The following is a 23,877-nucleotide window of genomic DNA, read 5'->3' as shown; positions in this document are numbered from 1 at the left end:
CAGATTGCCACACACGGACTGGGAGCAAGCGACTCTTTATGTTGTTGATCATCGATAACTATGACTCTTTTACTTACAACCTATACCAATATTTCTGCGAGCTTGGCGCAGAGGTGAGGGTAGTGCGTAATGATGAAATCGACATTCAGGGTATTGAGGCGCTCAACCCTAGCCACCTGGTTATCTCTCCCGGGCCCTGTACGCCCAATGAGGCGGGGATCTCGCTGCAGGCCATCGAACACTTTGCCGGTAAGCTGCCGATACTCGGGGTGTGTCTTGGTCATCAGGCGATCGCCCAGGTTTTTGGCGGCCAGGTGGTGCGTGCCAGGCAGGTTATGCACGGTAAAACCTCCCCGATCCGGCACAATGGCCGCAGTGTGTTTCACAACCTCAACAATCCGCTCACGGTGACCCGTTATCACTCTCTGGTGGTGAAGAACGGTACCCTGCCAGAGGTGTTTGAGCTGACTGCCTGGACCGAACTGCCGGACGGTACGATGGACGAAATCATGGGCTACCAGCATAAAACCCTGCCGATTGACGCGGTCCAGTTTCATCCTGAATCGATCAAGACTGAGCAAGGTCATCAATTGCTGGCCAATTTTCTCGCCCGGCGCATGAATTGATCTTGATCACCTTTCTTAACAATTTCTTCATCTTTATCCACTCATAAGCAGAATGCAAAACTATGCGTTCCACATAGTTTTTGTTAGCCGTATATCCAAATTGCAGCTGGTGGAAGCTTGCTATTATTGGCTTTTTAAAAAAAAAGCTTCTCTATTGGCTCATGTTAATGCATAAATAATCATACATAGTGATTAGCGGTAGCGGACCCGGCGACTGAAAAGCATAATTCACTATTGAAATGGTTAAATAAATGTAAATACAATGCCGCATCAGTGTAAATGCAAAACATTATTTGCTGGCCAGCTAGCCGGCTAAATTCGCTTATCTGCTAGGCATGCGGTATCAGAAAGGAATATGCAATGACTATGGAAAAGAAAGTAGAGCGCAGTTTATTCGATGAGGTGATGGTGCCTTGCTATAACCCGATGGAAATGATCCCCGTGAAAGGTGAAGGTTCGCGGGTGTGGGATCAAGGTGGCAATGAGTACATCGATTTTGCTGGTGGTATTGCAGTGAGCTGCCTCGGTCATTGCCATCCGGCGATGGTCAATGCTCTGGTCGAGCAAGGCAACAAACTCTGGCATTTAAGTAATGTCATGACCAACGAGCCAGCGTTGCGCTTGGCAAAGAAACTCACCGAAGTCAGTTTTGCGGAACGGGTGTTCTTCGCCAACTCCGGGGCGGAGGCTAACGAAGCCGCGCTCAAACTGGCTCGCCGCTATGCCGCAGACGTCTATGGCCCGGAGAAATCAGAAATCATCGCGTTTCAGCAAGGCTTTCACGGGCGTACCTTCTTCACGGTGACGGTTGGCGGCCAAGAGGCCTACTCAGATGGTTTCGGCCCTAAGCCGGGTGATGTCACTCACCTGCCTTACAATGATGTTGAAGCGTTGCAGGCTCAAATTTCCGATCGTACCTGTGCGGTAATGATGGAGCCCCTGCAAGGTGAAGGCGGTATTGTGCCACCGACAGCGGAGTTCGTTCAGGCGGTGCGTGAACTGTGTGATAAGCACAACGCGCTGCTGATCTTTGATGAAGTGCAGACCGGTAACGGTCGTACCGGCCACTTCTATGCTTACCAGGGGCTGGGTGTTACCCCGGATATCCTCAGCACAGCGAAGTCACTGGGCGGCGGTTTTCCTATCGGGGCGATGCTGACCACTGCGAAGCTGGCCGAGCATCTGAAAGTGGGTACCCATGGGTCAACTTATGGTGGTAACCCTCTGGCGTGTGCAGTCGCCGAAGCGGTGGTTGAAGAAGTGTCGAAGCCAGAAACCCTGCAGGGTGTGAAAGAGCGTGAAGCACTGTTCCGTGAAGGTTTAGCCAAGATCAATTCCAAGTACCACATCTTCTCCGAAGTTCGTGGTAAAGGGTTATTGCTGGGTGCGGCGTTGAATGATGAGTGGCAAGGGCGTGCGCGTGACGTGCTGGTTGCCGCAGGTAAACAAGGTTTAATGGTACTGGTGGCGGGGGCCAATGTCGTCCGCTTCACCCCATCACTGGTGATTACCAAACAAGAAATCGAAGAAGGCTTGGCGAAACTGGATAAAGCGATCGCTACCCTGGTTTAATCGTCTAAGCTGTCCCCCGTCAAGGAGTGCTGATGGGGGCTGTTCCTACAATTTGTTAGGATTTTCTTGCATCTGGAGGGAGTATTGATGCTAGTTGTTCGCCCTATTTCTATGTCTGATTACGATGCGCTGCACACCTGCGCAGTGGAATCAGGGCATGGTTTTACTTCTCTGCCGGTTAACGAAGAACTGTTAACCAATCGAATCAAACACTCAGAATACAGTTTTGGCAAATCTGACGTTAGTCAGCCCGGTGATGAAGGCTACCTGATGGTCGGTGTTGACTCTGAAACTGGCGAAGTCGCTGGTACCACCGGGGTTGAAGCATCAATTGGCTGGGATGTGCCGTTTTATTCCTATCACATCAGTAAGATTGTTCACTCTTCACCAAAACTAGGAGTTAACAATGTGGTCAAGCTGCTGACATTTGGCAATAACTACACCGGATGCAGTGAGGTTTGTACCCTGTTCCTGCGTGAGAAGTTCCGTGGCGGGTTGAATGGTCGCCTGATGTCAAAATGCCGTTTCCTGATGATGGCTGAGCATCCGGAGCGTTTTTCGCAAACCATTTTTGCTGAGATGCGTGGGGTGTCAGATGCTGATGGTAATTCGCCGTTCTGGCAGTGGCTGCAAGAACATTTCTTCTCGATTGACTTTACTTTGGCTGATTATCTGACAGGAATTGGCAAGAAAGGGTTTATCGCCGATTTAATGCCGAAGTTGCCGATTTATATCAACTTACTCAGCCCTGCAGCTCAGGCGGTGATTGGTAAGGTGCATGAGAACACCCGTCCTGCCTTGAAACTGCTGGAGCGGGAAGGCTTTACTAACCGGGGCTACGTCGACATCTTTGACGGCGGGCCGACGGTGGAGTGCGATTTGCGTAATATCGAGTCGGTGCGCCATTCATTCCGTGCCCAGGTCAAAATCTCGGAGCATAACAGTACACAAGACTTTTTAATGTGTAACTCGTCGTTTGACCACTTCCGCGCAGCGGCAACCAAGGCCGCCTATGACGCTGAAACCCAGAGTGTCGTGTTGGCGCCCGATGTTGCCGATGCGCTTCTGGTTGAGGAGGGCGACTTTGTCCGCCTTCTGCCGCAGTGATGAATGACAGATTGTAAGGAACAAATCATGACACATTGGATTGCAGGTGAATGGGTCGCCGGCGAGGGAGAGGCATTTGCTTCCCTGACGCCTTATAGCCAAGAGATCGTATGGCAAGGCAAGGCGGCAACAAGCGAACAAGTTAACCGGGCGGTTGCGGCTGCCCGTGCCGCGTTTGTCGAGTGGAAAAGGCGTCCTTTTGCCGAGCGTGAAGCGGTTGTGCTGGCTTTTGCCGAGAAAGTCAAAGCCAACAGTGAAAAAATTGCGCAGGTGATCGCTCAGGAAACCGGTAAACCGTTATGGGAAACCCGCACCGAAGCGGCGGTGATGGCGGGGAAGATCGCGATATCGATCCGTGCCTATCACGACCGTACCGGGGAGTCGATGCGTGCGGCCGCTGGCAACCAGATCGTGCTGCGCCACCGTCCGCTCGGCGTGATGGCGGTGTTCGGCCCGTATAACTTCCCCGGACACCTGCCCAACGGCCATATCGTTCCGGCACTGCTGGCAGGGAATACGGTGGTGTTTAAACCATCGGAGCAAACCCCGTGGACCGGTGAACTGGCGATGAAATTGTGGCAAGAGGCGGGTTTACCGAAAGGGGTAATTAACCTGGTTCAGGGGGCTAAAGAAACCGGAATCGCGCTCGCGGAGGCGAAAGGCATTGACGGGGTACTGTTTACCGGCAGCGCCAGTACCGGTCACTTGCTACACCGCCAGTTTGCCGGCCAGCCGGAAAAAATGCTGGCGCTGGAAATGGGCGGCAATAATCCGATGGTCATCTCAGAGCACTATGGTGACGTGGATGCCACGGTGTACACCATTATCCAGTCGGCTTTCATCAGTGCCGGTCAGCGCTGCACTTGTGCCCGCCGCCTGTATGTTCCACTGGGTGAGAAAGGCGATGTGTTGATTACCAGGCTGGTTGAGGCCACACATAAGATCCGTGTCGACCAACCTTTTGCTGATCCTGCGCCATTTATGGGCCCGCAGATCTCGGTTGCCGCAGCCCAGTTTATTCTGCAGGCACAAGCCAGGCTGCACGCCCTTGGCGGTGAGAGCCTGATCGAAGCCAAAGCCGGGGAAGCGGCGTTTGTGACGCCGGGCATCATTGATGTCACCCATATCGCCGAGCTGCCGGATGAAGAGTATTTTGGCCCGTTGCTGCAAGTGGTGCGTTACCAGGGGCTGGAACACGCCGTAGACCTGGCCAACGACACCCGTTTTGGCTTGTCTGCCGGTCTGGTGTCTACCGATGAGCAAGAGTGGCAATACTTTATCGACCATATCCGTGCCGGCATCGTCAACCGCAATCGCCAGTTGACCGGGGCGAGTGGCGACGCGCCATTCGGTGGTCCGGGGGCATCCGGCAACCTGCGGCCGAGTGCTTATTATGCGGCAGATTACTGTGCCTACCCGATGGCGTCGATGGAAGGGCATGAAACGGTGCTGCCTGAGACATTAAGCCCGGGCCTGAGCCTGTAAGCTGCGCCGTTGATGCCTGCAGTATTTTACCGCAGAGATATGCTACTGGACACCATGTGCGACAGTATTCGCGTGCCAAACTGTCAGCTCGGCTTGAGCGGGCAGTCTGGACTGGCGGAACACGATAGTGAGCGTAAGACTCAGTAAAGCGTGTTGGACTGACTGACACTTTCCGTCACTGGCTGATGGCCGCGCCGTTGTTGCCTGCAACGGGGCGCCATTGCTGCTTACCTTAACCAACCCTCTCATAACAAGGAGTCGTTATGACGCCAGATGTGTTATTTGATTCACTGTGGCAAGACTATATTCAACGTCTTTGCCCTTCGGCTGCGCAAGTGCACCAGCTTCTGCAAGAAGATGAACCTCTGATTAATGATCATATTGCCTTACGCACTTTTAATGTGGCACCGCTGGGGGTTGAGACCCTGGCCAAACCGTTTTTAGCCGCAGGCTACCTGCCTGGTGGTGACTATGTGTTTGAAAGCAAAAAGCTGGTCGCCAAGCATTTTGAGCATCCGGATCCGGCGCAACCTAAAGTTTTCATTAGTGAGCTGAAAGTCGAAGAGTGCTCGGCTGAGCTACAGGCGATCGTAGCCAGGCTGGTTGAACAGGTGGAGCTGAGTAAATTGCAAGGGCCAGAGTTTTTGTGGGGCGGGCGATTGTGGCAGGTAAGCTATGCCGATTACCAAGTGTTGGCCAAAGAGAGTGAGTATGCCGCCTGGCTGGCTGCGCATGGCTACGGCGCTAACCATTTTACGGTCAGCGTTAATCAGCTGAACCAACATCAGGAAGTCAGACAAGTGAACGACCAGCTGCGTTCAGCGGGCTTTACCATCAATGAGTCGGGTGGCGAAGTGAAGGGGTCACCAGAGGTGCTGCTGGAGCAGTCTTCGACTATGGCTGATAAAGTGAGTGTCAGCTTCAGCGAAGGCAGCGAAACTATTCCGGGTGGTTTTTATGAGTTTGCCAAGCGTTATCCCATGGAAAACGGTGAGTTATATCCGGGCTTCGTCGCAGCATCTGCCGATAAGATTTTTGAAAGTACCAACGGTTAATGCTTCTTGCATCGGAAAGTAAAAAGCCACCCGAAAGGGTGGCTTTATTAACTTGAACGTCGATTTCTGGCGCGAAATTAACGAGTCCCGTAAACCACGATAGTTTTACCGTGCGCAGAAATAAGGTTCTGCTCTTCCAGCATCTTCAGGATACGACCTACTGTCTCACGAGAACAGCCAACGATCTGGCCAATTTCCTGACGGGTGATCTTGATTTGCATACCATCTGGGTGAGTCATCGCATCCGGCTGTTTAGCCAGGTTCAGAAGAGTCTGAGCGATACGACCAGTAACGTCTAGGAACGCGAGGTCACCCACTTTTTGGCTGGTAACTTGTAAACGACGAGCCATTTGCGCAGAAAGGCGCATCAGGATGTCTGGGTTAACTTGGATAAGTTGACGGAATTTTTTGAACGAAATCTCTGCCACTTCACAAGGAGATTTTGCGCGGACCCAGGCGGTACGTTCTTGGTCTTCTTCGAATAGACCAAGCTCACCAATGAAGTCGCCTTGGTTTAGGTAAGAAAGGATCATTTCCTTACCTTCTTCGTCTTTGATAAGAACCGCTACAGAACCTTTTACGATGTAGTACAAAGTTTCTGCTTTTTCGCCCGCATGGATCAGCGTGCTTTTAGATGGGTACTTATGAATATGACAGTGTGAAAGAAACCACTCTAATGTTGGGTCGGTTTGAGGTTTACCTAGAACCATAATATCTCACTTCCTCTGCAGGGTACGCTTGCGCTATCCATATTTTAGCTAAGCCTGAATTGGCCTACTAGAATAAGAGCACTTTTTCTATGCTGCAAGCTCTCTTGTGTTTCGGTTAGAAATAGTATCCTTTTTCGAAAACGATTTCTTGATTTTAATCGTACCGTAATTGCGTTTTTCTAAGCAAAAATGTGCACATGATCACGGTATGAAAAGTAAACATCCTGTTGAGCTGATTATTAACCGATTTTTCCGGTTTCAATCAGCTGCTGCAGGATAGGCCTGACAATGAGCTCCATGGCAAAGCTCATTTTCCCGCCTGGTACGACAATCGTGTTATGCCGTGACATGAATGAGCCGTCAATCATAGCCAGCAGGTAGGGGTAATCGACGTTTTTTATCCCGCGCAGGCGGATCACCACAAAGCTTTCATCCAGGCTTGGAATGCCTTTAGCATTAAGCGGGTTGGAGGTATCGACCGTCGGTACCCGCTGAAAATTGATGTGGGTGCGGGAAAACTGAGGGGTGATGTAGTTAAGGTAGTCATCCATTGAGCGCACGATGGAGTCCATCACTGCTTCGCGTGAGTGGCCGCGATCACGGGTATCACGGACAAACTTCTGGATCCATTCTAAGTTAACGATCGGTACCATGCCGATCAAAAAGTCGACATGCCGGGCGACATTGACCTCACCATCCACCACTCCGCCGTGCAGGCCTTCATAGAACAGCACATCACTGTTTTCCGGTAAATCCTGCCAGGGGGTAAAGGTGCCGGGCATTTGGTTATAGGGGACGGCTTCATCAAAGGTGTGCAGGTAGCGACGCACACTGCCGGTACCGTTGTCGCCAAACTGGTGAAAAAACGCTTCTAAGCCGGGGAAGTCGTTGGCTTGCGGGCCGAAGTAACTGATGTGTTTGCCCTGTTCGCGTGCTTTACGGATTTCGATGTCCATTTCCGGCCGGGTAAAGCGATGGAAGCTGTCGCCTTCGACCCATGCCGGTTTGATGTTCATCATGTTGAACATTTTACGGAAAGCTTCAGAGGTGGTGGTGGTGCCGGCACCGGAAGAACCGGTAACCGCAATGATCGGGTGTTTTGCTGACATGACAAACCTTGTCGAAAAGTACTTACCTGTAATGTGCAGCGCGTGCTGCACGGCCGATACCCCACTATAGCACGTAACCTGTGCTTATCAGCGAGCGGGGGTCGGCAAAGTGTGAAGTGTCTAAAATTTCGTTTTAAGTTGAATATCAACCGTTTCATGCAGCTCAGAAAACACAACCACGGCCTCGCCGGCTTGCAGTTGGTGCTTTACCTGATCGATTTTACTTTGCAGCGAACGCTCGATTTCACCGTAGTCGGTGCCTTCCCGTAGTACGAACTCACGGATGAGATTCTCCAGGGTCTCCGGAGCGATCTCTTGCCAAGGAACAATCATAAATACCTCTGACTTTTATGATCCAGTGACGTTATTTTACTGCTTCCGGGATGGAGTTACAGCAGAAAAATAATCCGCCGCCACGCTTTCATAATAGGCCGGTAGCGCTTCTTCGAGCCAGAATCGCGGTTGTAGTGCACTGCCACTCAAAAAGCCGACGTGGCCGCCGTGCTCATACAGGCGATAGTCGATATTGTCAGGCAGGATAAATTTCGGGATCACCGCTTCAGTCATGAACGGGTCATCTTTGGCGTGGATGATCAGCGTTGGCAGCTTAATCTGTGGCAGTTTGTTTAAGCCCGAACATTGCTGGTAATAATCCTGCGCATTTTTAAAACCATGTAATGGCGCGGTGATCAGGTCATCAAACTCGTACAGACGGGTGACGCGCTTGATCGAGCGGTAAGACAGCGCCAGCTCCCCGTGCAGCAAGTCATGTTTTTGTAATGCGGTGCGCTTGAGCGAAGAGAGCAGGTAGCGGCGATAGATTTTGGAAAAGCCTTGTTCAATGCGCTCGGCACAGGCAGCCAGATCAAGCGGGGCAGAAACAATGGTTGCGGCGTCGAGCAGCGGGTTATCCCGATACTGGGCCAGATAATTGGCCAGCATATTACCACCAAGGGAGATGCCGACGGCTACTTTGGGGCTGTTGGGAAATTGCTGGTGCAGTTGCTTGAGGAAAAGGCGTGCATCGGTCACTTCCCCGGAATGGTAGGTGCGGGCCCGTTTGTTGGGTTTGCCGCTGCAGCCGCGAAAATGCATCATTACCGACAGCCAGCCAGAGCGCGCAAATGCGTCCATCAGGCCGTTGGCGTACGGGCTGTAAAAGCACCCCTCCAAGCCGTGAAACAGGACAAAAACGGGTTTGCGCTGTGCGGAGTCCGTGTGTGGCTCTTCGCTCCACGCCAAATCGAGGAAATCATCATCCGGGGTCGTTAAGGTTTGCCAGATCGGGTTAAATAACGCTTTCTTGCGAATAAAACGTGGCAACAGGGTTTGCAGGTGCGGGTTTTTGATGCCTGCGGCGGCGGAAAATTGTGTCATACCTAACTGCTCTTTATGGTACTTCAACGCACGCTGAAGTATTTATTAATATAATCCTTTATAACTTTAGTATAGATATTTTATTGACTTATGGGTGGGGAATGTTTGGAACCGGGCTGGAAAATGCCGCTTGCAGGTGCTCGCCACCCAATTGGCGACAGTAGCGCAGCGTCAATGGTTCGCCATCATTGTTGACTAGCGTGAGCGAGTTAATACAGTTGACCAGATCGGCTTGTTGCTGTTTTTCCAGTTGCAGTTCAAACTGCAATGCTTCGCGGTAAAGGGCGTCATTGACCTGGGATTTAAGGTGGCGCCGCAGATCGCGGTAGGAGTGAAGCAGGGTTTCACTGCGGCCCAGGCAACGTTGCACCAGGTGCCAGTCTTGCTCCTGGAAGGTGATTTGCTGCTCATCAAGCCATCTGAGCAGCAGGAGTAAATTTACGTTGCCGTGGTAGTTATTCTGTAATGACAAGCACGCTTCTTTCACTTCCCGCACACCATAAAACTGCAGACTGAACTGCCAGAGGTGTTCCAGGGTGAGGTCGTTTTGTGCGTGCTTGTTTGTCATTGATTAAACTCTAGCTCCATCTGCTCAAGGGTTTCCTGAGCCGACATCCATTCCATCTCCACTTCTTCAAGCACGGCTTTGCTTTCTGCCTGAAGGGCCAACACCTGGTTAAGTTTAGCTTTATTTTCGGTTTCATACAGTGAGTTGTCCGCTAATTGTGCTTCCGCTTGCGCCAGTGCAGCGCCTAACTTATCCATTTTATTTTCTAATTGTGTCAGCGTTTTGCGAATTGGTGCGGTTTGCTTGCGAAACTCTGCTTCGCGCCGCTTCTGCTCTTTCTTCGCTGTCGCACTGTTGGTGTTATCTTTCGTCGGCTGTGCGGCCTGTGCTTCTTTACGTTCGGCTTTTTGTTGTTCAGTCAGCCACTTATAGTAGTCGTTCAGGTCGCCGTCAAATGGAGCGACCTGGCGGTCATGCACCAGGTACAAATCATCGGTGGTGGCGCGCAGCAAGTAGCGATCGTGCGAGACGATCACCATCGCCCCTTCGAAAGTTTGTAGTGCCAGTGTCAGCGCCTGACGCATGTCCAAATCCAGGTGGTTGGTCGGTTCATCCAGCAGCAACAGGTTGGGTTTTTGCCATACGATCAACGCCAGTACCAGGCGGGCTTTTTCGCCGCCAGAGAACGGGGCGACTTTTTCCAGCGCTTTGTCCCCCTGGAAGCCGAAGCTGCCTAAGTAATCGCGCAGTTGCTGCTCGGTCTTATCCGGCGCAATCTGCATCATGTGCTGCAAAGGGGTCTCTTCCGGGTGCAGGGTTTCCAGCTGGTGCTGCGCAAAGTAGCCGATCTTGACGCCTTGGGAATAAGTCAGATCGCCGCCTTGTGCTTTTAGCTCACCGGAGAGTAACTTGATCAGGGTTGATTTACCGGCGCCATTGCGGCCCAGCAAGCCAATCCGGCTGCCCGGCACCAGGTTTAAACGGATTTTCTCTAAGATCAGCTTGTCGTCGTAGCCCGCTGAAACGTCATCCATCATCATGATGGGGTTGGGCAGGGCAGCCGGCTGGCGAAACTCAAAGCTGAACGGGTTATCAAACTGGGCTGGCAGCACTTTTTCCATGCGCTCCAGGGCCTTGATCCGGCTTTGGGCCTGGCGGGCTTTGGAGGCTTTGTAGCGGAAACGGTCGATGTAGCTCTGCATGTGTGCCATCTGCTTTTGCTGTTTTGCGAACATGGCTTGCTGCAGCACCATCTTCTGTGCGCGCTGGTTTTCAAATGACGAGTAGTTACCGGTATATTCGTTGAGTTGCTGGTTTTCAATGTGAATGATCCGGCCAACGATCGGATCGAGGAAGTCCCGGTCGTGCGAGATCAGGATCAGTGTGCCCGGGTAGCTCTGCAGCCAGCGCTCCAGCCACATCACGGCGTCCAGATCCAAGTGGTTGGTCGGCTCATCGAGTAACAGCAGATCGGAGCGGCACAGCAGCGCCTGGGCAAGGTTGAGACGCATTCGCCAGCCACCGGAAAACTGGGTCAGATTCCAGTTCATCTGCTCTTGGCTAAAGCCTAAGCCGTCCAGCAGCTCGGCAGCGCGAGCGCGGATACTGTAACCCCCGATGGTTTCGATTTTGCCATGGATCTCCGCCACCAACGTACCATTGTCCGCCTGCTCGGCTTCTGCCAATTGCCTTTCCAGATCACGATATTCGCGATCACCATCGATGACGTATTCCAGGGCCGGGCGTTCAAGTGCCGGGGTTTCCTGGGCCACCCAGGCCAGCTCCCAGTGTTGTGGCTGGTTGAAAGCACCGGCATCAATCGACAGTTCGTCTTTGAGCAGGGCAAACAGGGTCGACTTACCACAGCCGTTTTTGCCGACCAGGCCGACTTTGTCGCCGGGATGAATGGTTGCAGAGGCTTGGTCTAGCAGGGGTTTGCCGCCACGCAGTAGCTGAATATCAGAGAAGGTAATCATAAGAAGTCTGCTTCACTTCGCGCAAGGCGCGTATCTGGGTCAATGTGTCTCGCGGTGAATAGTAGGGGTATTAACGGAAAATGTCGATTGTTGGTCATAAATTGCATTATGGGCAACAAAAAAGTATAACAATTTGATAACCGATAGGAATTCAAGACAAGGACGATCCTTTGGCTGCAGCAGCTTCGATGCCCCCAAGAGTTCTGGTGATTTATGCGCACCCGGAGCCACAAAATTCAATTGCGAATCAAGTGATGATCAAAAAGATTGAATCACTGGATCACGTGACCGTGCACGATCTTTACGCCGCGTATCCGGATTTTTTCATCGACGTCAGTCATGAACACCAGTTGCTGATGGCGCATGAGGTGATCGTCTTTCATCATCCGCTGTATATGTATTCTTGCCCGGCTTTGCTGAAAGAATGGCTGGATCGTGTGCTGGGCAAAGGGTTTGCGTTTGGTGAAGGCTGTGCGCTGCGCGGTAAATACTGGCGGAGTGTGATCACCACCGGGGGCAAGGAAGAGGCTTTCAGCGCCAAAGGTTACAACAAGTATCCGTTGGAGCAGATCTTACAGCCGTTTGAGTTAACGGCGGCATTATGCCAGATGCACTGGATCGAACCGTTTGTGCTGTATTGGTCACGCAATGTTTCGGATATTGAACGTTATCAGCATGCGGAGTTGTACCGTCGCTGGCTGAGCGATCCGTTGACAGAGGTTGTTCAGGTCGCACAAGGGGGCATGTATGGCGATGACCAGTGAATTACTGCAAAGCGGTGTGGTGTTTCTCTCTGCGGCGGTGATCGCGGTGCCGATCGCCCGGCGGTTGGGGCTGGGATCAGTCTTGGGCTATCTGCTGGCCGGGGTGAGCATTGGCCCCTGGGGGCTGCGCCTGATCAGCGATGTCGATGCCATTCTGCATTTTGCCGAACTCGGGGTGGTGCTGCTGCTGTTTTTAATTGGTTTGGAGCTCAACCCGAAAAAATTATGGCAAATGCGTGGGCCGATCCTTGGCCTGGGTGGGGCTCAGGTGGTGATCACCACGGCAGTGATTGCCAGTTTGATCAGTCTGTTTGGTCTCAACGTGCAAATGAGCCTGGTGATTGGTATGGGGCTGGCGCTGTCGTCCACCGCCATCGCCCTCAAAGTGATCGAAGAACAGGGCCTGGAAGGGACCGAAACCGGTCAGTCTGGGTTTGCGGTGCTGCTGTTCCAGGATATCGCCGTGATCCCGATGCTGGCGGTATTGCCGCTGTTGTCCGGTGGTCAGGCTGACGGTAGCTGGGTGAACACGCTCGGGGTGATCGCCGGGGTGGCTGGCCTGTTGATTGGTGGTCATTTTTTATTGCGTCCATTGTTCCGCTTTGTGGTGATGAGTGGTGTGCGTGAGTTGTTTACCGTCGCCGCGCTGTTGGTGGTCCTGGGTATTTCGGTGGCCATGCAGGCATTGGGATTGTCGATGGCGTTAGGGACGTTTTTGGCCGGGGTGCTGCTGGCGGAGAGTGAATACCGCCATGAACTGGAAATTGCGATAGAACCGTTTAAAGGCTTATTGCTCGGACTGTTCTTTATTGCCGTGGGCATGTCAGTCAACCTCGGACTGCTGGCGCTGCAACCGCTGGCCATTCTGGGAGCGGTGCTGGCATTGGTGGTGGTGAAAGGCCTGGTGTTATACGTTTTGGCCCGTCTTTCCCGTGTGCGCGCTAAAGCCAGAAGCCGGATGGCTGCGATCCTTAGTCAGGGGGGCGAATTCGCGTTTGTGATTTTCACCGCGGCCAGTCAGGAAGGGATCTTAAGTAAAGAGCAAGTGGCATTCTTGCTGGTGGTGGTAAGTTTATCCATGGTCACTACGCCGCTGTTACTGATGGCGCAGAAGAAATGGTTCGCACGCACCCTCAACCAGGAAGAAGAGCGCATATCCAGCCGTGTGGTGGATCGTCGCCCACGGGTGATCATCGCCGGTTTTGGCCGGTTTGGCCAGATCGTCGGGCGTTTGATGTATGCCAATAAGATCAAAGTGACCGTACTGGAGAGTGATGCCAGCCAGATAAATCTGCTGCGTAAATACGGCTATAAGGTGTTTTATGGCGATGCAACCCAGTTGGATCTGCTGCGGGCGGCGGGGGCCGATAAAGCTGAAGCTCTGGTGATTTGCACGGATTCCCCTGATGAGGTGATGACCATTGTCGATCTCTGCCGCCAGCATTTTCCCAAACTGAAACTGCTCGCCCGTGCCCGCAGCCGGGTAGAGGCATACCAGTTGATTAATCATGGGGTGGAGCACTATTCACGAGAAACCTTCCTTGGCGCATTAGATTTAGGCCGTCAGACACTGGTGCAATTGGGGATGCATCCGTACCAGGCCAAACGGGCTGAAGCACATTTTCGTAAACTGGATAATGCTATGCTCAAGGACTTATTGCCGCAGCATAGCGAAGATAAGAAACTGGCCCAGAGGGCGAAAGAAGCGCGCAAAGAGCTGGAAGAGATCTTTGGCCGCGAAATGGAGAGCGATCATCAGTCGCCGAACCACTGGAAGTAGTACAACCGCCATGAGATGAGTGGCAAAAGGAACCATTGTGAAAGCTAAAAAACGTTTTATCGCGGGCGCCAGCTGTCCGCAATGCCGCCAGCAAGATACCCTGCGTTGGTGGATCGAGAACAATATTGAACTGGTCGAGTGTGTCGAGTGTGATTACACCGAGCAGCGTAAACCGCAATCTGTAGAAAAAAATAAACACTCAGGCCAGGAAATGATCGGGATTTTTAAGCCTGAATAATTGAACTTCAGTAATTGATCCCCATAATACTACCATCTCAGCACTTAACCCCACCTTGGTTAAGTCCATTAATCTCCCTGGAGTTAGTATGAAAATTGAAAAGAACGTTGTTGCAAGCCTTGCATACAAAGTAATGTTGGAAGACGGTGTTGTGGTTGATCAATCAACTTCTGAAGCACCTCTTGATTACCTACACGGTCACAACAACCTAATCACTGGTCTTGAAAAAGAGCTAGAAGGTAAAGTGGCTGGCGACAAGTTCTCTGTAACGGTAGCTCCTGAAGAAGCATACGGTGAGCACAACGACGCACTGGTTCAACGTGTTCCTGCAGACGTATTCCAAGGCGTTGAGCAAATCGAAGTGGGTATGCGTTTCCTGGCCGATACGGATCAAGGCCCAATCCCTGTAGAAGTCACTGAAGTAGACGGCGACGAAGTTGTGGTAGACGGCAACCACATGCTGGCTGGCCAAACACTGACTTTTGAAGTGGAAGTGATGGCAACGCGTGAAGCGACTTCAGAAGAGGTCGAGCACGGTCATATCCACCAGGGTGGCGGCTGTTGTGGTGGTCACGACCACGATCATGAAGGCGGCTGCTGTGGTGGCGAAGAAAAAGGCGACGACCACGAGTGTTGCGGCGGCGGCGGTTGCGGTTCGCACTAATTCCACCCAGTTCAAAAGAATAAGAGTTATCTTTTGATAGAATTAAGAGCGCAGGTTGAAGCTTCAGCCTGCGCTTTTTTGTTTCTAGGCGCAGAGCGCTAACTTTGAGTAAGGCCTATAATGAGTAAACCATTTTCGCTCGCCATCCACGCTGGTGCTGGTGTTATCTTTCCTGAGCAGATGACGGCTGCACGGCAGCAGTCAATTAGCGCCGACTTAACCGCGGCGGTGACTGCGGGACATCAAATACTTCAAGCCGGCGGATGCGCGGTAGATGCGGTGGTGGCGGCGGTGAAAGTGCTGGAGGATTCACCCAATTTCAACGCCGGTAAAGGCTCGGTCCTGACCCATGATGAAATGGTTGAGATGGATGCCTCGCTCATGGATGGCGGTACTCAGGCGGCTGGCGCGGTAGCCGGAGTCAGGCATATCAAAAACCCCATTGAACTGGCGCGCGATGTGATGCAGAAAAGCCAGCATGTGTTGTTGATCGGCGAAGGGGCCGAGCAGTTTGCTTTTGAACATGGTCATCAATATACCGAACAGGATTATTTCTTTACTGATCACCGCTATGAACAGCTGCTGTCAATGCGCAAAAAAGGCTTATGTGGACTTGCCGAAGCGCGTAATGCCGATGAGCATCAACACGGCACGGTCGGCGCGGTGGCTTTGGATCAAAGTGGTAACCTGGCCGCAGCGACCAGCACCGGAGGCCTGACCAATAAACAATATGGCCGGGTCGGTGACTCGGCGTTAATTGGCTGTGGCACTGTGGCGGAAAATGGAGTTGTGGCCGTCTCTACCACCGGCATTGGTGAGATCTTTATTCGTAAACGTGTCGCGGAAGACGTTGCCGCGCGGATGCGTTACTTGCAGGAAGACGTCCATACTGCGTGTGACACCATCATTCACGGTGAGCTCAACACGATGGGGGGCGAGGGTGGCCTGATCGCAATCGACGCCCGCGGCGATGTGCATTTTGCGCTGAACTGTACCGGTATGTACCGCGCCAGTATTGATACTCACGGCCAGCTGACGGTCAAAATTTATGCTGACGACTAGCGAGCAGTCTTAGTTTAAATCACAAAGCCCGGGAGTAATCCCGGGCTTTGTGATTGTTGATGGAGGGTTAGTAGTGTGGCGGCGGCGGCTCTTTGGCCGGATCGGCCATATTGGACGCATCCATATTTTTTACTTTACCTACCACATATTTCATCTGATCTTGCATCTTGGTGATTTGCAACTGCTGCTGCGCTAACGCATCGTTCAGATCGTCGATCGTCTGTTCTTGAAACGCGACCTGACATTCAAGGTCATTGATACGCGCTTCCAGTTGTTGAATAAGTTTGTCTGTCATGATCCGTTCTCTAGCTGCCAGGCCTGGGCAATCCCCGCGGAGGTGGCAGTAATTACACGTTGCTTGGAATCAAAGGCAGCATCATACACCACCGCGCGGGGAGGGCGAGTATCTTTTTTCGGCTCAACTTCAAATCCGTCGAGGCGTTTGCCAGTGGCAGTGTCCCATACCATCACCCGGCCGGATGGGGTACCGGTGACCAGCAACCGGCCATCATCGGAAAATCGTGCGCTGGAGAAAATCAGTTGTCGTGACCAACTGCTCAGCTGGCTGCGGGGTTTGCCGGTGCGCAAATCCCAGATGATGGCTTGATTGCCGCCATCGGATGTCAGGGCTAACTCGCCGTCACGCTGCAGGGCAACGCGTACAATCCGCTGTTCATGTTCGAAAGCGTGCAGAACCTGACCGGTTTTGGTGTCCCATAAATAGGCCGTATAGTCATTGCCGCCGGTTAACGCGAAGCGCCCGTTGGGGGAAATGGCCACCGAATTGACTTTTTCTCGGTGAGCAAGGAACTCCATGCGCCGGCCGGTGACTAAGTTGACGTAGATGGCTTTACCGTTAGATAAACCCAGCAGCACTTGTTCACCATTGCTGGTCAGGTCAGCATCACGTATCAGGCCATCTGAAATGGACCACAGCCCTTTGGCTTGGGCCCAGCCAAGATCCCACACCGCAAAATGCATTTGGCTGGCGGTGACGGCATAGCGGGCGTTGTCTGATATGCGGATATGGGAAACCACACTGCCATCAGGATCGAGTTCGCCCAGTTGGGCCAGTTCGCTATTTTGTTCCAGATCCCATAATACCAGATGGCGATCTCGTGAGTAGAACAGGCCAAAGCGACCGTCACGGCTTAACGCAAAGCTGGTCGAACCCTGCGGTTCCAAATTCCAGCGTTGCGCTTCCTGTTTGGCAAAAAAGCAACCATTTAACGTGGTGATGACAATTAAGCCTAGGAAAAAATGAGAGATTCTTTGCATTACATCCAATAATCCGGTTTGTGTCTTAAGACATATAACTAGTATATTGATATAAAGATTGTCTTCATCAGTCTCAAAGAAAATTTGTGCACATCAACCAATGGCCTGGCCATTATTGGGAGAAATTAATGAAATCTGTTTTAAAAGTGTCGCTACTTGCTGCCACAGTCATGCTAGCGGTAGGTTGTCAAAAAGAAGAAACAACATCAGAAGCTGCCCCACAAGCTGAGCAAGTGCAGGCAGAAAGCGCAACAGCCGTTCACTTTAAAACTGACGATGACAAAGCGGCATACGCAATTGGGGTTTCATTTGCAAACTACCTGAGTGCCAGCATTGAAAAGCCAAGCGAGATTGGCATTGACCTGAACAAAGAGCTGGTACTGAAAGGTATTGAAGATGTATTCAAAGGCAACCCGGCGATGAGCGAGGAAGAAACCCGTGCTGCGCTGGAAAGCCTGGACAAGCGCGTGGCTGAAACCATGCAGAAGCAAGCGGAAGAGAAAGCGGCAGAAGCTAAAGCGGCCGGCGATGCATTCCGCGCTGAGTTCGAGCAGCAAGAAGGCGTGGTTAAGACTGAGTCTGGCCTGTTGTATCAGGTGATGACACCGGCTGAAGGTGAGCAACCAAAAGATATTGATACCGTACAAGTACACTACAAAGGTACGTTGATTGACGGTACTCAGTTTGACAGCTCATACGATCGCGGTGAACCGGCGACGTTCCCGTTAAACCGAGTTATCCCAGGCTGGACCGAAGGTGTCCAACTGATGCCGGTTGGTTCAAAGTTCAAGTTCGTTATCCCGCCTGAGCTGGCTTATGGCTCACAAGATACACCGAGCATTCCTGCTAACTCTACTTTGGTCTTCGAGGTAGAGCTGCTGAAGATTGAAAGTGACGCAGCCACTGAATAATAAACCTTGCGTGACATTAGGTTAGACCACAAGGCCCGATTTTCGGGCCTTTTTTGCTCTAGGTCACTAGTTGGTGAGTTTGCTGGGTTGTGGCTCAAATTTTCTGATAAACTTACACCAATTTGTTGATTTTTCGCTCGAAGGCTTATGACAACTACAGAAACAATAAATGCGGAGATGTTGCTCGAAATGGAATCTGTCAACGTGATGCCATTTACCGAGCACGATAAAATCATCTTGAAATCTTATGAGGCGGTGGTGGATGGCATTGCCAGCCTGATTGGCCCGTTTTGTGAGATTGTTCTTCACTCGCTGGAAGATTTGAATACCTCTGCGATCAAAATTGCCAATGGTGAAAATACCGGCCGTCAGGTTGGTTCTCCGATCACCGATCTGGCGCTGAAAATGCTCAAAGACATTGAAGGCTCGGAGCGTAATTTCTCTCGCTCTTACTTTACCCGTGCCAAGGGCGGGGTATTGATGAAGTCGATCACGGTGGCGATTCGCAACGGTGATAACCGTGTGATCGGTTTACTGTGTATCAATGTCAACCTGGATGCACCGTTCTCGCAGGTATTGCAGTCATTCATGCCGACCCAAGAGGCCAAAGAAGCGGCGTCATCGGTAAACTTTGCCAGTGATGTTGAAGAGTTGGTGGATCAGACGGTCGAACGTACCATTGAAGAGATTAACGCCGACAAGTCAGTGTCAAACAACACCAAAAACCGCCAAATCGTGATGGAGCTGTATGACAAAGGCATCTTTGACATCAAAGATGCGATTAACCGTGTCGCGGATCGGTTAAACATCTCCAAACATACGGTCTACCTGTATATTCGTCAGCGTAAAACTGAGGACGAAGAGAAGTGAGTTGCCTCCGCTACACGCTGGTGGTCAATGGACCGCTGTACGGCAGCCAGTCGGCTCGCAGTGCATACCAGTTTGCCCAGGCCCTGATTAAACGCGGCCACACGCTGGTTAGTGTGTTCTTTTACCAGGACGGGGTCAGCAACGGCACGGCGCTCAGTGTGCCGGCTAACGATGAGTTTGACCTCAGCCAGGCCTGGCAAACGCTGGCACAACAGCATGGTGTTCGTCTGGAGACTTGCATCGCCGCGGCGCTGCGCCGGGGAATTGTCGGTGAAGATGAAGCCAGCCAGCATGGCCTCGCGCAAAGTAATCTGGCCCAGGGCTTCGAACAAGCAGGGCTCGGTAGCTTGGCAGAAGCCATGCTCAGCCAAGACAGGGTGGTGCAGTTTTGAGTCAGTTAACTTATCTGTTTCGTAGTGCGCCTCATAGCAGCTCGGCAGGGCGCGAAGGGGTGGATGCGCTGTTGGCAGCGTCGGCCTATTGTGAAGACATCAGCGTTATCTTTTTCGGTGACGGCGTATATCAACTGCTGCGCGATCAGCAGCCGTCGGCCATCCTGAGTAAAGATTATGCGCCGATGTTGAAGTTGTTCGATCTCTATGACATTGAACAAGTCTATGTCTGCCGCAGTTCGCTCGCGGAGCGAGGCTTAGCGCAAGCGGATCTGATCATAGATGCCGAGCCACTCAGCCGGGAGCAGTTGCGTCAGCGCTTGCAGCAAGCTGGTAAACTACTGTCGTTCTGAGGTGATGCATGTTACACATTATTAAAACGCTAACCGGGTTACATGACGCCGTGGCTCTCTGCCACGAGCAGGATGCGTTACTGTTGATCGAAGATGCCGTGTATGCCGCGAACCCGCAACACCAAAGTTTTCCAATGGTCAAAGGCCAGGCGGCTTTTGTCCTGGATAGTGATCTTCTGGCGCGTGGCATCAGCCACCGAGTCAGCCCATCGTGCACTGTGGTTGACTACGCGGGTTTTGTCGAACTCACGGAACAACATCGTAATTCTCTGACGTGGAACTGAGCCTCTCAGGGCGTATATCCCGCGTTACGGCCCCTTCGCTTCGATTGAACAAAAAAGATCCGTATATTTCTTGACACACATCTCACTGCTGCATAGAATTTTGCGTCCCTAACTGCCAACGGTGGTTGGGGATAGATTTTTCACAAAGCTTACTTTCAAGTAAATCAGGAGCTAGTTAATGGCAACTATTAACCAGTTGGTACGTAAGCCACGTGCAAAGCAAGTTGTTAAAAGCAACGTGCCTGCACTAGAAGCGTGCCCACAAAAACGTGGTGTATGTACTCGTGTTTACACTACTACACCTAAAAAACCTAACTCAGCACTTCGTAAAGTTTGTCGTGTACGTCTGACAAACGGCTTCGAAGTTACATCGTACATCGGCGGTGAAGGTCACAACCTTCAAGAGCACAGTGTTGTTCTAATCCGTGGTGGTCGTGTTAAAGACCTTCCAGGTGTGCGTTACCACACTGTTCGCGGCGCACTAGACTGTGCTGGCGTAAATGACCGTAAACAAGGTCGTTCTAAGTACGGTGTGAAGCGTCCTAAGTCTTAATGGATTCCGTTAAGTAAGGCCAAACACTAAATTATTTTTTAATTTTTTGAAAAAACTGCAAAGTTTTGGATAAAACCTGAAGAAGACAACGGAGAATATTCCATGCCACGTCGTCGCGTCATTGGTCAGCGTAAGATCCTTCCAGATCCAAAGTTCAAATCTGAACTGCTGGCAAAATTCGTTAACATCCTAATGGTTGACGGTAAAAAATCTACTGCAGAGAAAATTGTTTACACTGCACTAGACTCTATGGCTGAAAAGTCTGGTAAAGACCACTTAGCTATTTTTGAAGAAGCTCTTGAAAACGTTCGCCCTGCGGTAGAGGTTAAATCTCGCCGTGTTGGTGGTTCAACTTACCAAGTGCCTGTAGAAGTACGTCCGGTTCGCCGTAACGCACTTGCTATGCGTTGGTTGGTTGAAGCTGCGCGCAAGCGTGGTGAAAAATCTATGGCTCAACGCCTGGCAGCTGAAATGCTAGACGCGTCTGAGAACAAAGGTACTGCTGTTAAGAAACGTGAAGACGTTCACCGTATGGCAGAAGCGAACAAAGCATTCGCTCATTACCGCTGGTAATACCTTTTCAGTGCTGCAAGGTTCCTTGCAGCACTTCTTTAGTTCCTATGCCTATGCTAGGAACTATTGCTATATCTAGGGGATAGCATTTTTAGTTATAGCAATAGTCCCTATCTCTAAGTTAAGAGGATTCAATCGTGGCTCGCAAAACTCCTATTGAGCGCTACCGTAACATCGGTATCTGTGCTCACGTAGATGCAGGTAAAACAACCACTACTGAACGTATTCTGTTCTACACTGGTCTGTCTCATAAAATCGGTGAAGTTCACGATGGCGCAGCAACCATGGACTGGATGGAGCAGGAGCAAGAACGTGGTATCACTATCACTTCAGCGGCGACTACTACCTTCTGGCGTGGTATGGAAGCACAATTCCAAGAGCACCGCGTTAACATCATCGACACCCCTGGACACGTTGACTTTACTATCGAAGTAGAGCGTTCTCTGCGCGTACTTGATGGTGCCGTTGTTGTGTTCTGTGGCTCATCTGGTGTTGAACCTCAGTCTGAAACTGTATGGCGTCAAGCAGACAAGTACCACGTTCCACGTATGGTATTTGTTAACAAGATGGACCGTGCAGGTGCCGACTTCCTACGCGTTGTGGACCAAATTAAAAACCGTCTTGGGGCGAACCCGGTTCCAATCCAACTAAACGTTGGTGCGGAAGATGATTTCCGAGGTGTTATCGACCTTATCAAGATGAAGATGATCAACTGGAATGAAGCTGACCAAGGCATGTCGTTCACATACGACGAAATTCCAGCGGACATGCAAGAGCTTGCTGAAGAGTGGCGCAACAACCTGGTTGAAGCGGCCGCGGAAGCAACTGAAGAGCTGATGGACAAGTACCTTGAAGAAGGTGAACTGACTGAAGCAGAAATCAAACAAGCTCTGCGTACTCGTACCCTGAACAACGAAATCGTACTGGCGACTTGTGGCAGTGCGTTCAAGAACAAAGGTGTTCAGGCAGTACTGGACGCAGTGATCGAATTCTTGCCGTCACCAATCGACGTACCTGCAATCAAAGGTATCGACGAGCGAGAGAATGAAGTTGAGCGTCACGCAGACGACAACGAACCGTTCTCAGCACTAGCATTTAAGATCGCGACTGACCCATTTGTGGGCACACTAACTTTCATGCGCGTTTACTCAGGTGTTGTCAACTCTGGTGATGCGGTTTACAACTCAGTAAAAGAGAAGAAAGAGCGTTTCGGTCGTATCGTTCAGATGCATGCAAACAAGCGTGAAGAAGTAAAAGAAGTTCGCGCTGGTGATATTGCAGCGGCTATCGGCCTTAAAGATGTAACTACAGGTGACACCCTGTGTGACCAGAACCACAAAGTGATTCTGGAACGTATGGAATTTCCAGAGCCTGTAATTCAGATTGCGGTAGAACCTCGTTCTAAAGCAGACCAAGAGAAAATGGGTATCGCGCTAGGTAAACTGGCGGCGGAAGACCCATCATTCCGCGTGGAAACGGATGACGAAACAGGTCAGACTCTGATCTCTGGTATGGGTGAGCTTCACCTGGATATCATCGTTGACCGTATGAAGCGTGAATTCAGCGTTGACTGTAACGTTGGTAAACCTCAGGTTGCTTACCGTGAAACCATTCGTGGCAGCGCGGAAGTGGAAGGCAAGTTCGTTCGTCAATCTGGCGGTCGCGGTCAATACGGTCACGTATGGATCAAACTTGAACCTTCAGAACCTGGTGAAGGTTTTGTATTCGTAGACGAAATTGTGGGTGGTGTTATTCCTAAGGAATACATCGGTTCAGTATCGAAAGGTATTGAAGAGCAAATGAACAGTGGTGTTCTAGCGGGTTACCCTGTTCTAGATATTAAAGCTACACTATTTGATGGCTCTTACCACGATGTCGACTCAAGCGAGATGGCGTTCAAGATCGCCGGCTCGATGGCATTCAAGAAAGGTGCACTAGAAGCGCAACCTGTGATTCTTGAACCAATGATGAATGTCGAAGTAACTACGCCGGAAGACTGGATGGGTGACGTTGTTGGTGACCTTAACCGTCGTCGCGGTATCATCGAAGGTATGGATGAAGGTGTGGCTGGTCTGAAGATCATCCGTGCTCAAGTGCCACTGTCTGAGATGTTTGGTTACGCAACTGACCTACGTTCTGCAACTCAAGGCCGCGCGTCTTACTCTATGGAGTTTAACGAGTACGCTGAAGTGCCGAAAAACTTCGCAGATAAAATTATTGCAGAGCGTGGTTACTAAGACGGTAAATGATTGGCAAAAAGTTTACGACTTTTTGCCAGATCAGGCCGTCCAAATATTGCGCTAACGGGCGTTGGCGCATAAAATAACAATTTCTGGCGCGTCTCGATCAATAAGGATCGCGGCGAATCATAACTAGGAAGGAACACGATCGTGTCTAAAGAAAAATTTGAACGTACGAAACCGCACGTTAACGTTGGTACTATCGGCCACGTTGACCACGGTAAAACAACTCTAACTGCTGCAATCTGTACTACTCTAGCTAAAGTGTACGGCGGTGAAGCGAAAGACTTCGCATCTATCGATAACGCTCCAGAAGAGCGTGAGCGCGGTATCACAATCGCTACTTCTCACGTAGAGTACGACACTCCAACTCGCCACTACGCGCACGTT

Annotated in this window: 28 protein-coding genes; 20 read left to right on the top strand and 8 right to left on the bottom strand. The window is 51.3% G+C overall.

From position 1 onward, the window contains the following. Positions 1-38 precede the first annotated feature (38 nt). The 6 genes from P2G85_RS13525 to P2G85_RS13500 all read left to right on the top strand — a co-directional run bounded on the left by P2G85_RS13525 (position 39) and on the right by P2G85_RS13500 (position 5,845). Positions 39-626 carry an aminodeoxychorismate/anthranilate synthase component II gene (locus tag P2G85_RS13525; protein WP_275864611.1) on the top strand — a complete coding sequence of 196 codons (588 nt, stop codon included), beginning with the start codon at positions 39-41 and terminating at the stop codon, positions 624-626. A 360-nt stretch (positions 627-986) separates the two neighbouring features. After that, positions 987-2,198, top strand: a complete 1,212-nt coding sequence (locus P2G85_RS13520; protein ID WP_275864610.1) for an aspartate aminotransferase family protein — start codon at positions 987-989, stop codon at positions 2,196-2,198. Positions 2,199-2,285: 87 nt separating this feature from the next. Then, positions 2,286-3,305, top strand: coding sequence for an arginine N-succinyltransferase (astA, locus tag P2G85_RS13515; RefSeq protein WP_275864609.1), 1,020 nt, complete (start codon positions 2,286-2,288; stop codon positions 3,303-3,305). A gap of 27 nt (positions 3,306-3,332) precedes the next feature. Continuing rightward, the gene (gene astD, locus P2G85_RS13510) at positions 3,333-4,790 is read left to right on the top strand and encodes a succinylglutamate-semialdehyde dehydrogenase (RefSeq protein WP_275864608.1); all 1,458 of its coding nucleotides are present in this window, start codon (positions 3,333-3,335) and stop codon (positions 4,788-4,790) included. A gap of 12 nt (positions 4,791-4,802) precedes the next feature. Beyond that, complete coding sequence (locus tag P2G85_RS13505; RefSeq protein ID WP_275864607.1) at positions 4,803-4,937, top strand: hypothetical protein; 135 nt, start codon at positions 4,803-4,805, stop codon at positions 4,935-4,937. Between the two features lie 116 nt (positions 4,938-5,053). Beyond that, positions 5,054-5,845, top strand: a complete 792-nt coding sequence (locus P2G85_RS13500) for a DUF1338 domain-containing protein (protein WP_275864606.1) — start codon at positions 5,054-5,056, stop codon at positions 5,843-5,845. 77 nt (positions 5,846-5,922) lie between these two features. Here the strand turns inward: P2G85_RS13500 and crp are convergent, their stop codons facing one another. From crp to P2G85_RS13470, 6 genes are all read right to left on the bottom strand, one after another. Further along, complete coding sequence (gene crp / locus P2G85_RS13495; protein WP_005381432.1) at positions 5,923-6,555, bottom strand: cAMP-activated global transcriptional regulator CRP; 633 nt, start codon at positions 6,553-6,555, stop codon at positions 5,923-5,925. Positions 6,556-6,794: 239 nt separating this feature from the next. Then, on the bottom strand, positions 6,795-7,664 hold the full coding sequence (locus P2G85_RS13490; protein ID WP_275864605.1) for a phosphoribulokinase: 870 nt from the start codon (positions 7,662-7,664) through the stop codon (positions 6,795-6,797). Between the two features lie 120 nt (positions 7,665-7,784). Next, positions 7,785-7,997: a YheU family protein gene (locus P2G85_RS13485; RefSeq protein ID WP_275864604.1), complete on the bottom strand. Its 213-nt coding sequence runs from the start codon at positions 7,995-7,997 to the stop codon at positions 7,785-7,787. 36 nt (positions 7,998-8,033) lie between these two features. Beyond that, a complete protein-coding gene (locus P2G85_RS13480) occupies positions 8,034-9,041 on the bottom strand; it encodes a hydrolase (protein WP_275864603.1) in 1,008 nt (335 codons plus the stop codon). An 88-nt stretch (positions 9,042-9,129) separates the two neighbouring features. Further along, the gene (locus tag P2G85_RS13475; protein ID WP_275864602.1) at positions 9,130-9,609 is read right to left on the bottom strand and encodes a TIGR02444 family protein; all 480 of its coding nucleotides are present in this window, start codon (positions 9,607-9,609) and stop codon (positions 9,130-9,132) included. Continuing rightward, a complete protein-coding gene (locus P2G85_RS13470; RefSeq protein WP_275864601.1) occupies positions 9,606-11,525 on the bottom strand; it encodes an ABC transporter ATP-binding protein in 1,920 nt (639 codons plus the stop codon). Before P2G85_RS13470 ends, P2G85_RS13475 begins: the two co-directional genes overlap by 4 nt. Before the next feature lie 170 nt (positions 11,526-11,695). On the opposite strand from P2G85_RS13470, the gene kefG reads away from it, so the two are divergent. The 5 genes from kefG to P2G85_RS13445 all read left to right on the top strand — a co-directional run bounded on the left by kefG (position 11,696) and on the right by P2G85_RS13445 (position 16,033). Then, positions 11,696-12,289: a glutathione-regulated potassium-efflux system ancillary protein KefG gene (kefG, locus tag P2G85_RS13465; protein WP_275864600.1), complete on the top strand. Its 594-nt coding sequence runs from the start codon at positions 11,696-11,698 to the stop codon at positions 12,287-12,289. Beyond that, positions 12,273-14,069: a glutathione-regulated potassium-efflux system protein KefB gene (kefB, locus tag P2G85_RS13460; RefSeq protein WP_275864599.1), complete on the top strand. Its 1,797-nt coding sequence runs from the start codon at positions 12,273-12,275 to the stop codon at positions 14,067-14,069. Before kefG ends, kefB begins: the two co-directional genes overlap by 17 nt. A gap of 37 nt (positions 14,070-14,106) precedes the next feature. Then, positions 14,107-14,307: a YheV family putative zinc ribbon protein gene (locus tag P2G85_RS13455; RefSeq protein ID WP_275864598.1), complete on the top strand. Its 201-nt coding sequence runs from the start codon at positions 14,107-14,109 to the stop codon at positions 14,305-14,307. Positions 14,308-14,395: 88 nt separating this feature from the next. Next, on the top strand, positions 14,396-14,971 hold the full coding sequence (slyD, locus tag P2G85_RS13450; RefSeq protein ID WP_275864597.1) for a peptidylprolyl isomerase: 576 nt from the start codon (positions 14,396-14,398) through the stop codon (positions 14,969-14,971). Between the two features lie 120 nt (positions 14,972-15,091). Next, positions 15,092-16,033, top strand: a complete 942-nt coding sequence (locus tag P2G85_RS13445) for an isoaspartyl peptidase/L-asparaginase (protein ID WP_275864596.1) — start codon at positions 15,092-15,094, stop codon at positions 16,031-16,033. A 67-nt stretch (positions 16,034-16,100) separates the two neighbouring features. Here P2G85_RS13445 and P2G85_RS13440 read toward each other — a convergent pair whose 3' ends face one another. After that, entirely contained in the window at positions 16,101-16,328 is a 228-nt protein-coding gene (locus P2G85_RS13440) for a SlyX family protein (RefSeq protein ID WP_275864595.1), read from the bottom strand. Further along, positions 16,325-17,311, bottom strand: coding sequence for a PQQ-binding-like beta-propeller repeat protein (locus P2G85_RS13435; RefSeq protein ID WP_275864594.1), 987 nt, complete (start codon positions 17,309-17,311; stop codon positions 16,325-16,327). Before P2G85_RS13435 ends, P2G85_RS13440 begins: the two co-directional genes overlap by 4 nt. A gap of 128 nt (positions 17,312-17,439) precedes the next feature. Between P2G85_RS13435 and fkpA the strand changes: the two genes are divergently transcribed. From fkpA to P2G85_RS13390, 9 genes are all read left to right on the top strand, one after another. Then, positions 17,440-18,222: an FKBP-type peptidyl-prolyl cis-trans isomerase gene (gene fkpA, locus P2G85_RS13430; protein WP_275864593.1), complete on the top strand. Its 783-nt coding sequence runs from the start codon at positions 17,440-17,442 to the stop codon at positions 18,220-18,222. Between the two features lie 147 nt (positions 18,223-18,369). Next, positions 18,370-19,092, top strand: coding sequence for a transcriptional regulator (locus tag P2G85_RS13425; RefSeq protein WP_275864592.1), 723 nt, complete (start codon positions 18,370-18,372; stop codon positions 19,090-19,092). Next, positions 19,089-19,484, top strand: a complete 396-nt coding sequence (gene tusD / locus P2G85_RS13420; protein ID WP_275864591.1) for a sulfurtransferase complex subunit TusD — start codon at positions 19,089-19,091, stop codon at positions 19,482-19,484. The genes P2G85_RS13425 and tusD overlap by 4 nt, the downstream gene beginning before the upstream one ends. Then, positions 19,481-19,837: a sulfurtransferase complex subunit TusC gene (tusC, locus tag P2G85_RS13415; RefSeq protein WP_275864590.1), complete on the top strand. Its 357-nt coding sequence runs from the start codon at positions 19,481-19,483 to the stop codon at positions 19,835-19,837. Before tusD ends, tusC begins: the two co-directional genes overlap by 4 nt. A gap of 8 nt (positions 19,838-19,845) precedes the next feature. Beyond that, positions 19,846-20,121, top strand: coding sequence for a sulfurtransferase complex subunit TusB (gene tusB / locus P2G85_RS13410; protein WP_275864589.1), 276 nt, complete (start codon positions 19,846-19,848; stop codon positions 20,119-20,121). 178 nt (positions 20,122-20,299) lie between these two features. Next, the gene (gene rpsL / locus P2G85_RS13405; RefSeq protein ID WP_004399892.1) at positions 20,300-20,674 is read left to right on the top strand and encodes a 30S ribosomal protein S12; all 375 of its coding nucleotides are present in this window, start codon (positions 20,300-20,302) and stop codon (positions 20,672-20,674) included. A 102-nt stretch (positions 20,675-20,776) separates the two neighbouring features. Beyond that, positions 20,777-21,247 (top strand): 30S ribosomal protein S7, encoded by a 471-nt coding sequence (rpsG, locus tag P2G85_RS13400; RefSeq protein ID WP_005488949.1) that lies wholly within the window; start codon positions 20,777-20,779, stop codon positions 21,245-21,247. A 137-nt stretch (positions 21,248-21,384) separates the two neighbouring features. Next, complete coding sequence (gene fusA, locus P2G85_RS13395; RefSeq protein WP_275864588.1) at positions 21,385-23,484, top strand: elongation factor G; 2,100 nt, start codon at positions 21,385-21,387, stop codon at positions 23,482-23,484. A 153-nt stretch (positions 23,485-23,637) separates the two neighbouring features. Continuing rightward, positions 23,638-23,877, top strand: a 240-nt coding sequence (locus tag P2G85_RS13390) for a GTP-binding protein (RefSeq protein WP_275864587.1), incomplete at its 3' end; no start/stop codon positions are given.

Source organism: Vibrio sp. CAU 1672, from assembly GCF_029223195.1.
Taxonomy (GTDB): domain Bacteria; phylum Pseudomonadota; class Gammaproteobacteria; order Enterobacterales; family Vibrionaceae; genus Vibrio.
This window is presented reverse-complemented; position numbering and strand designations above follow the sequence as displayed.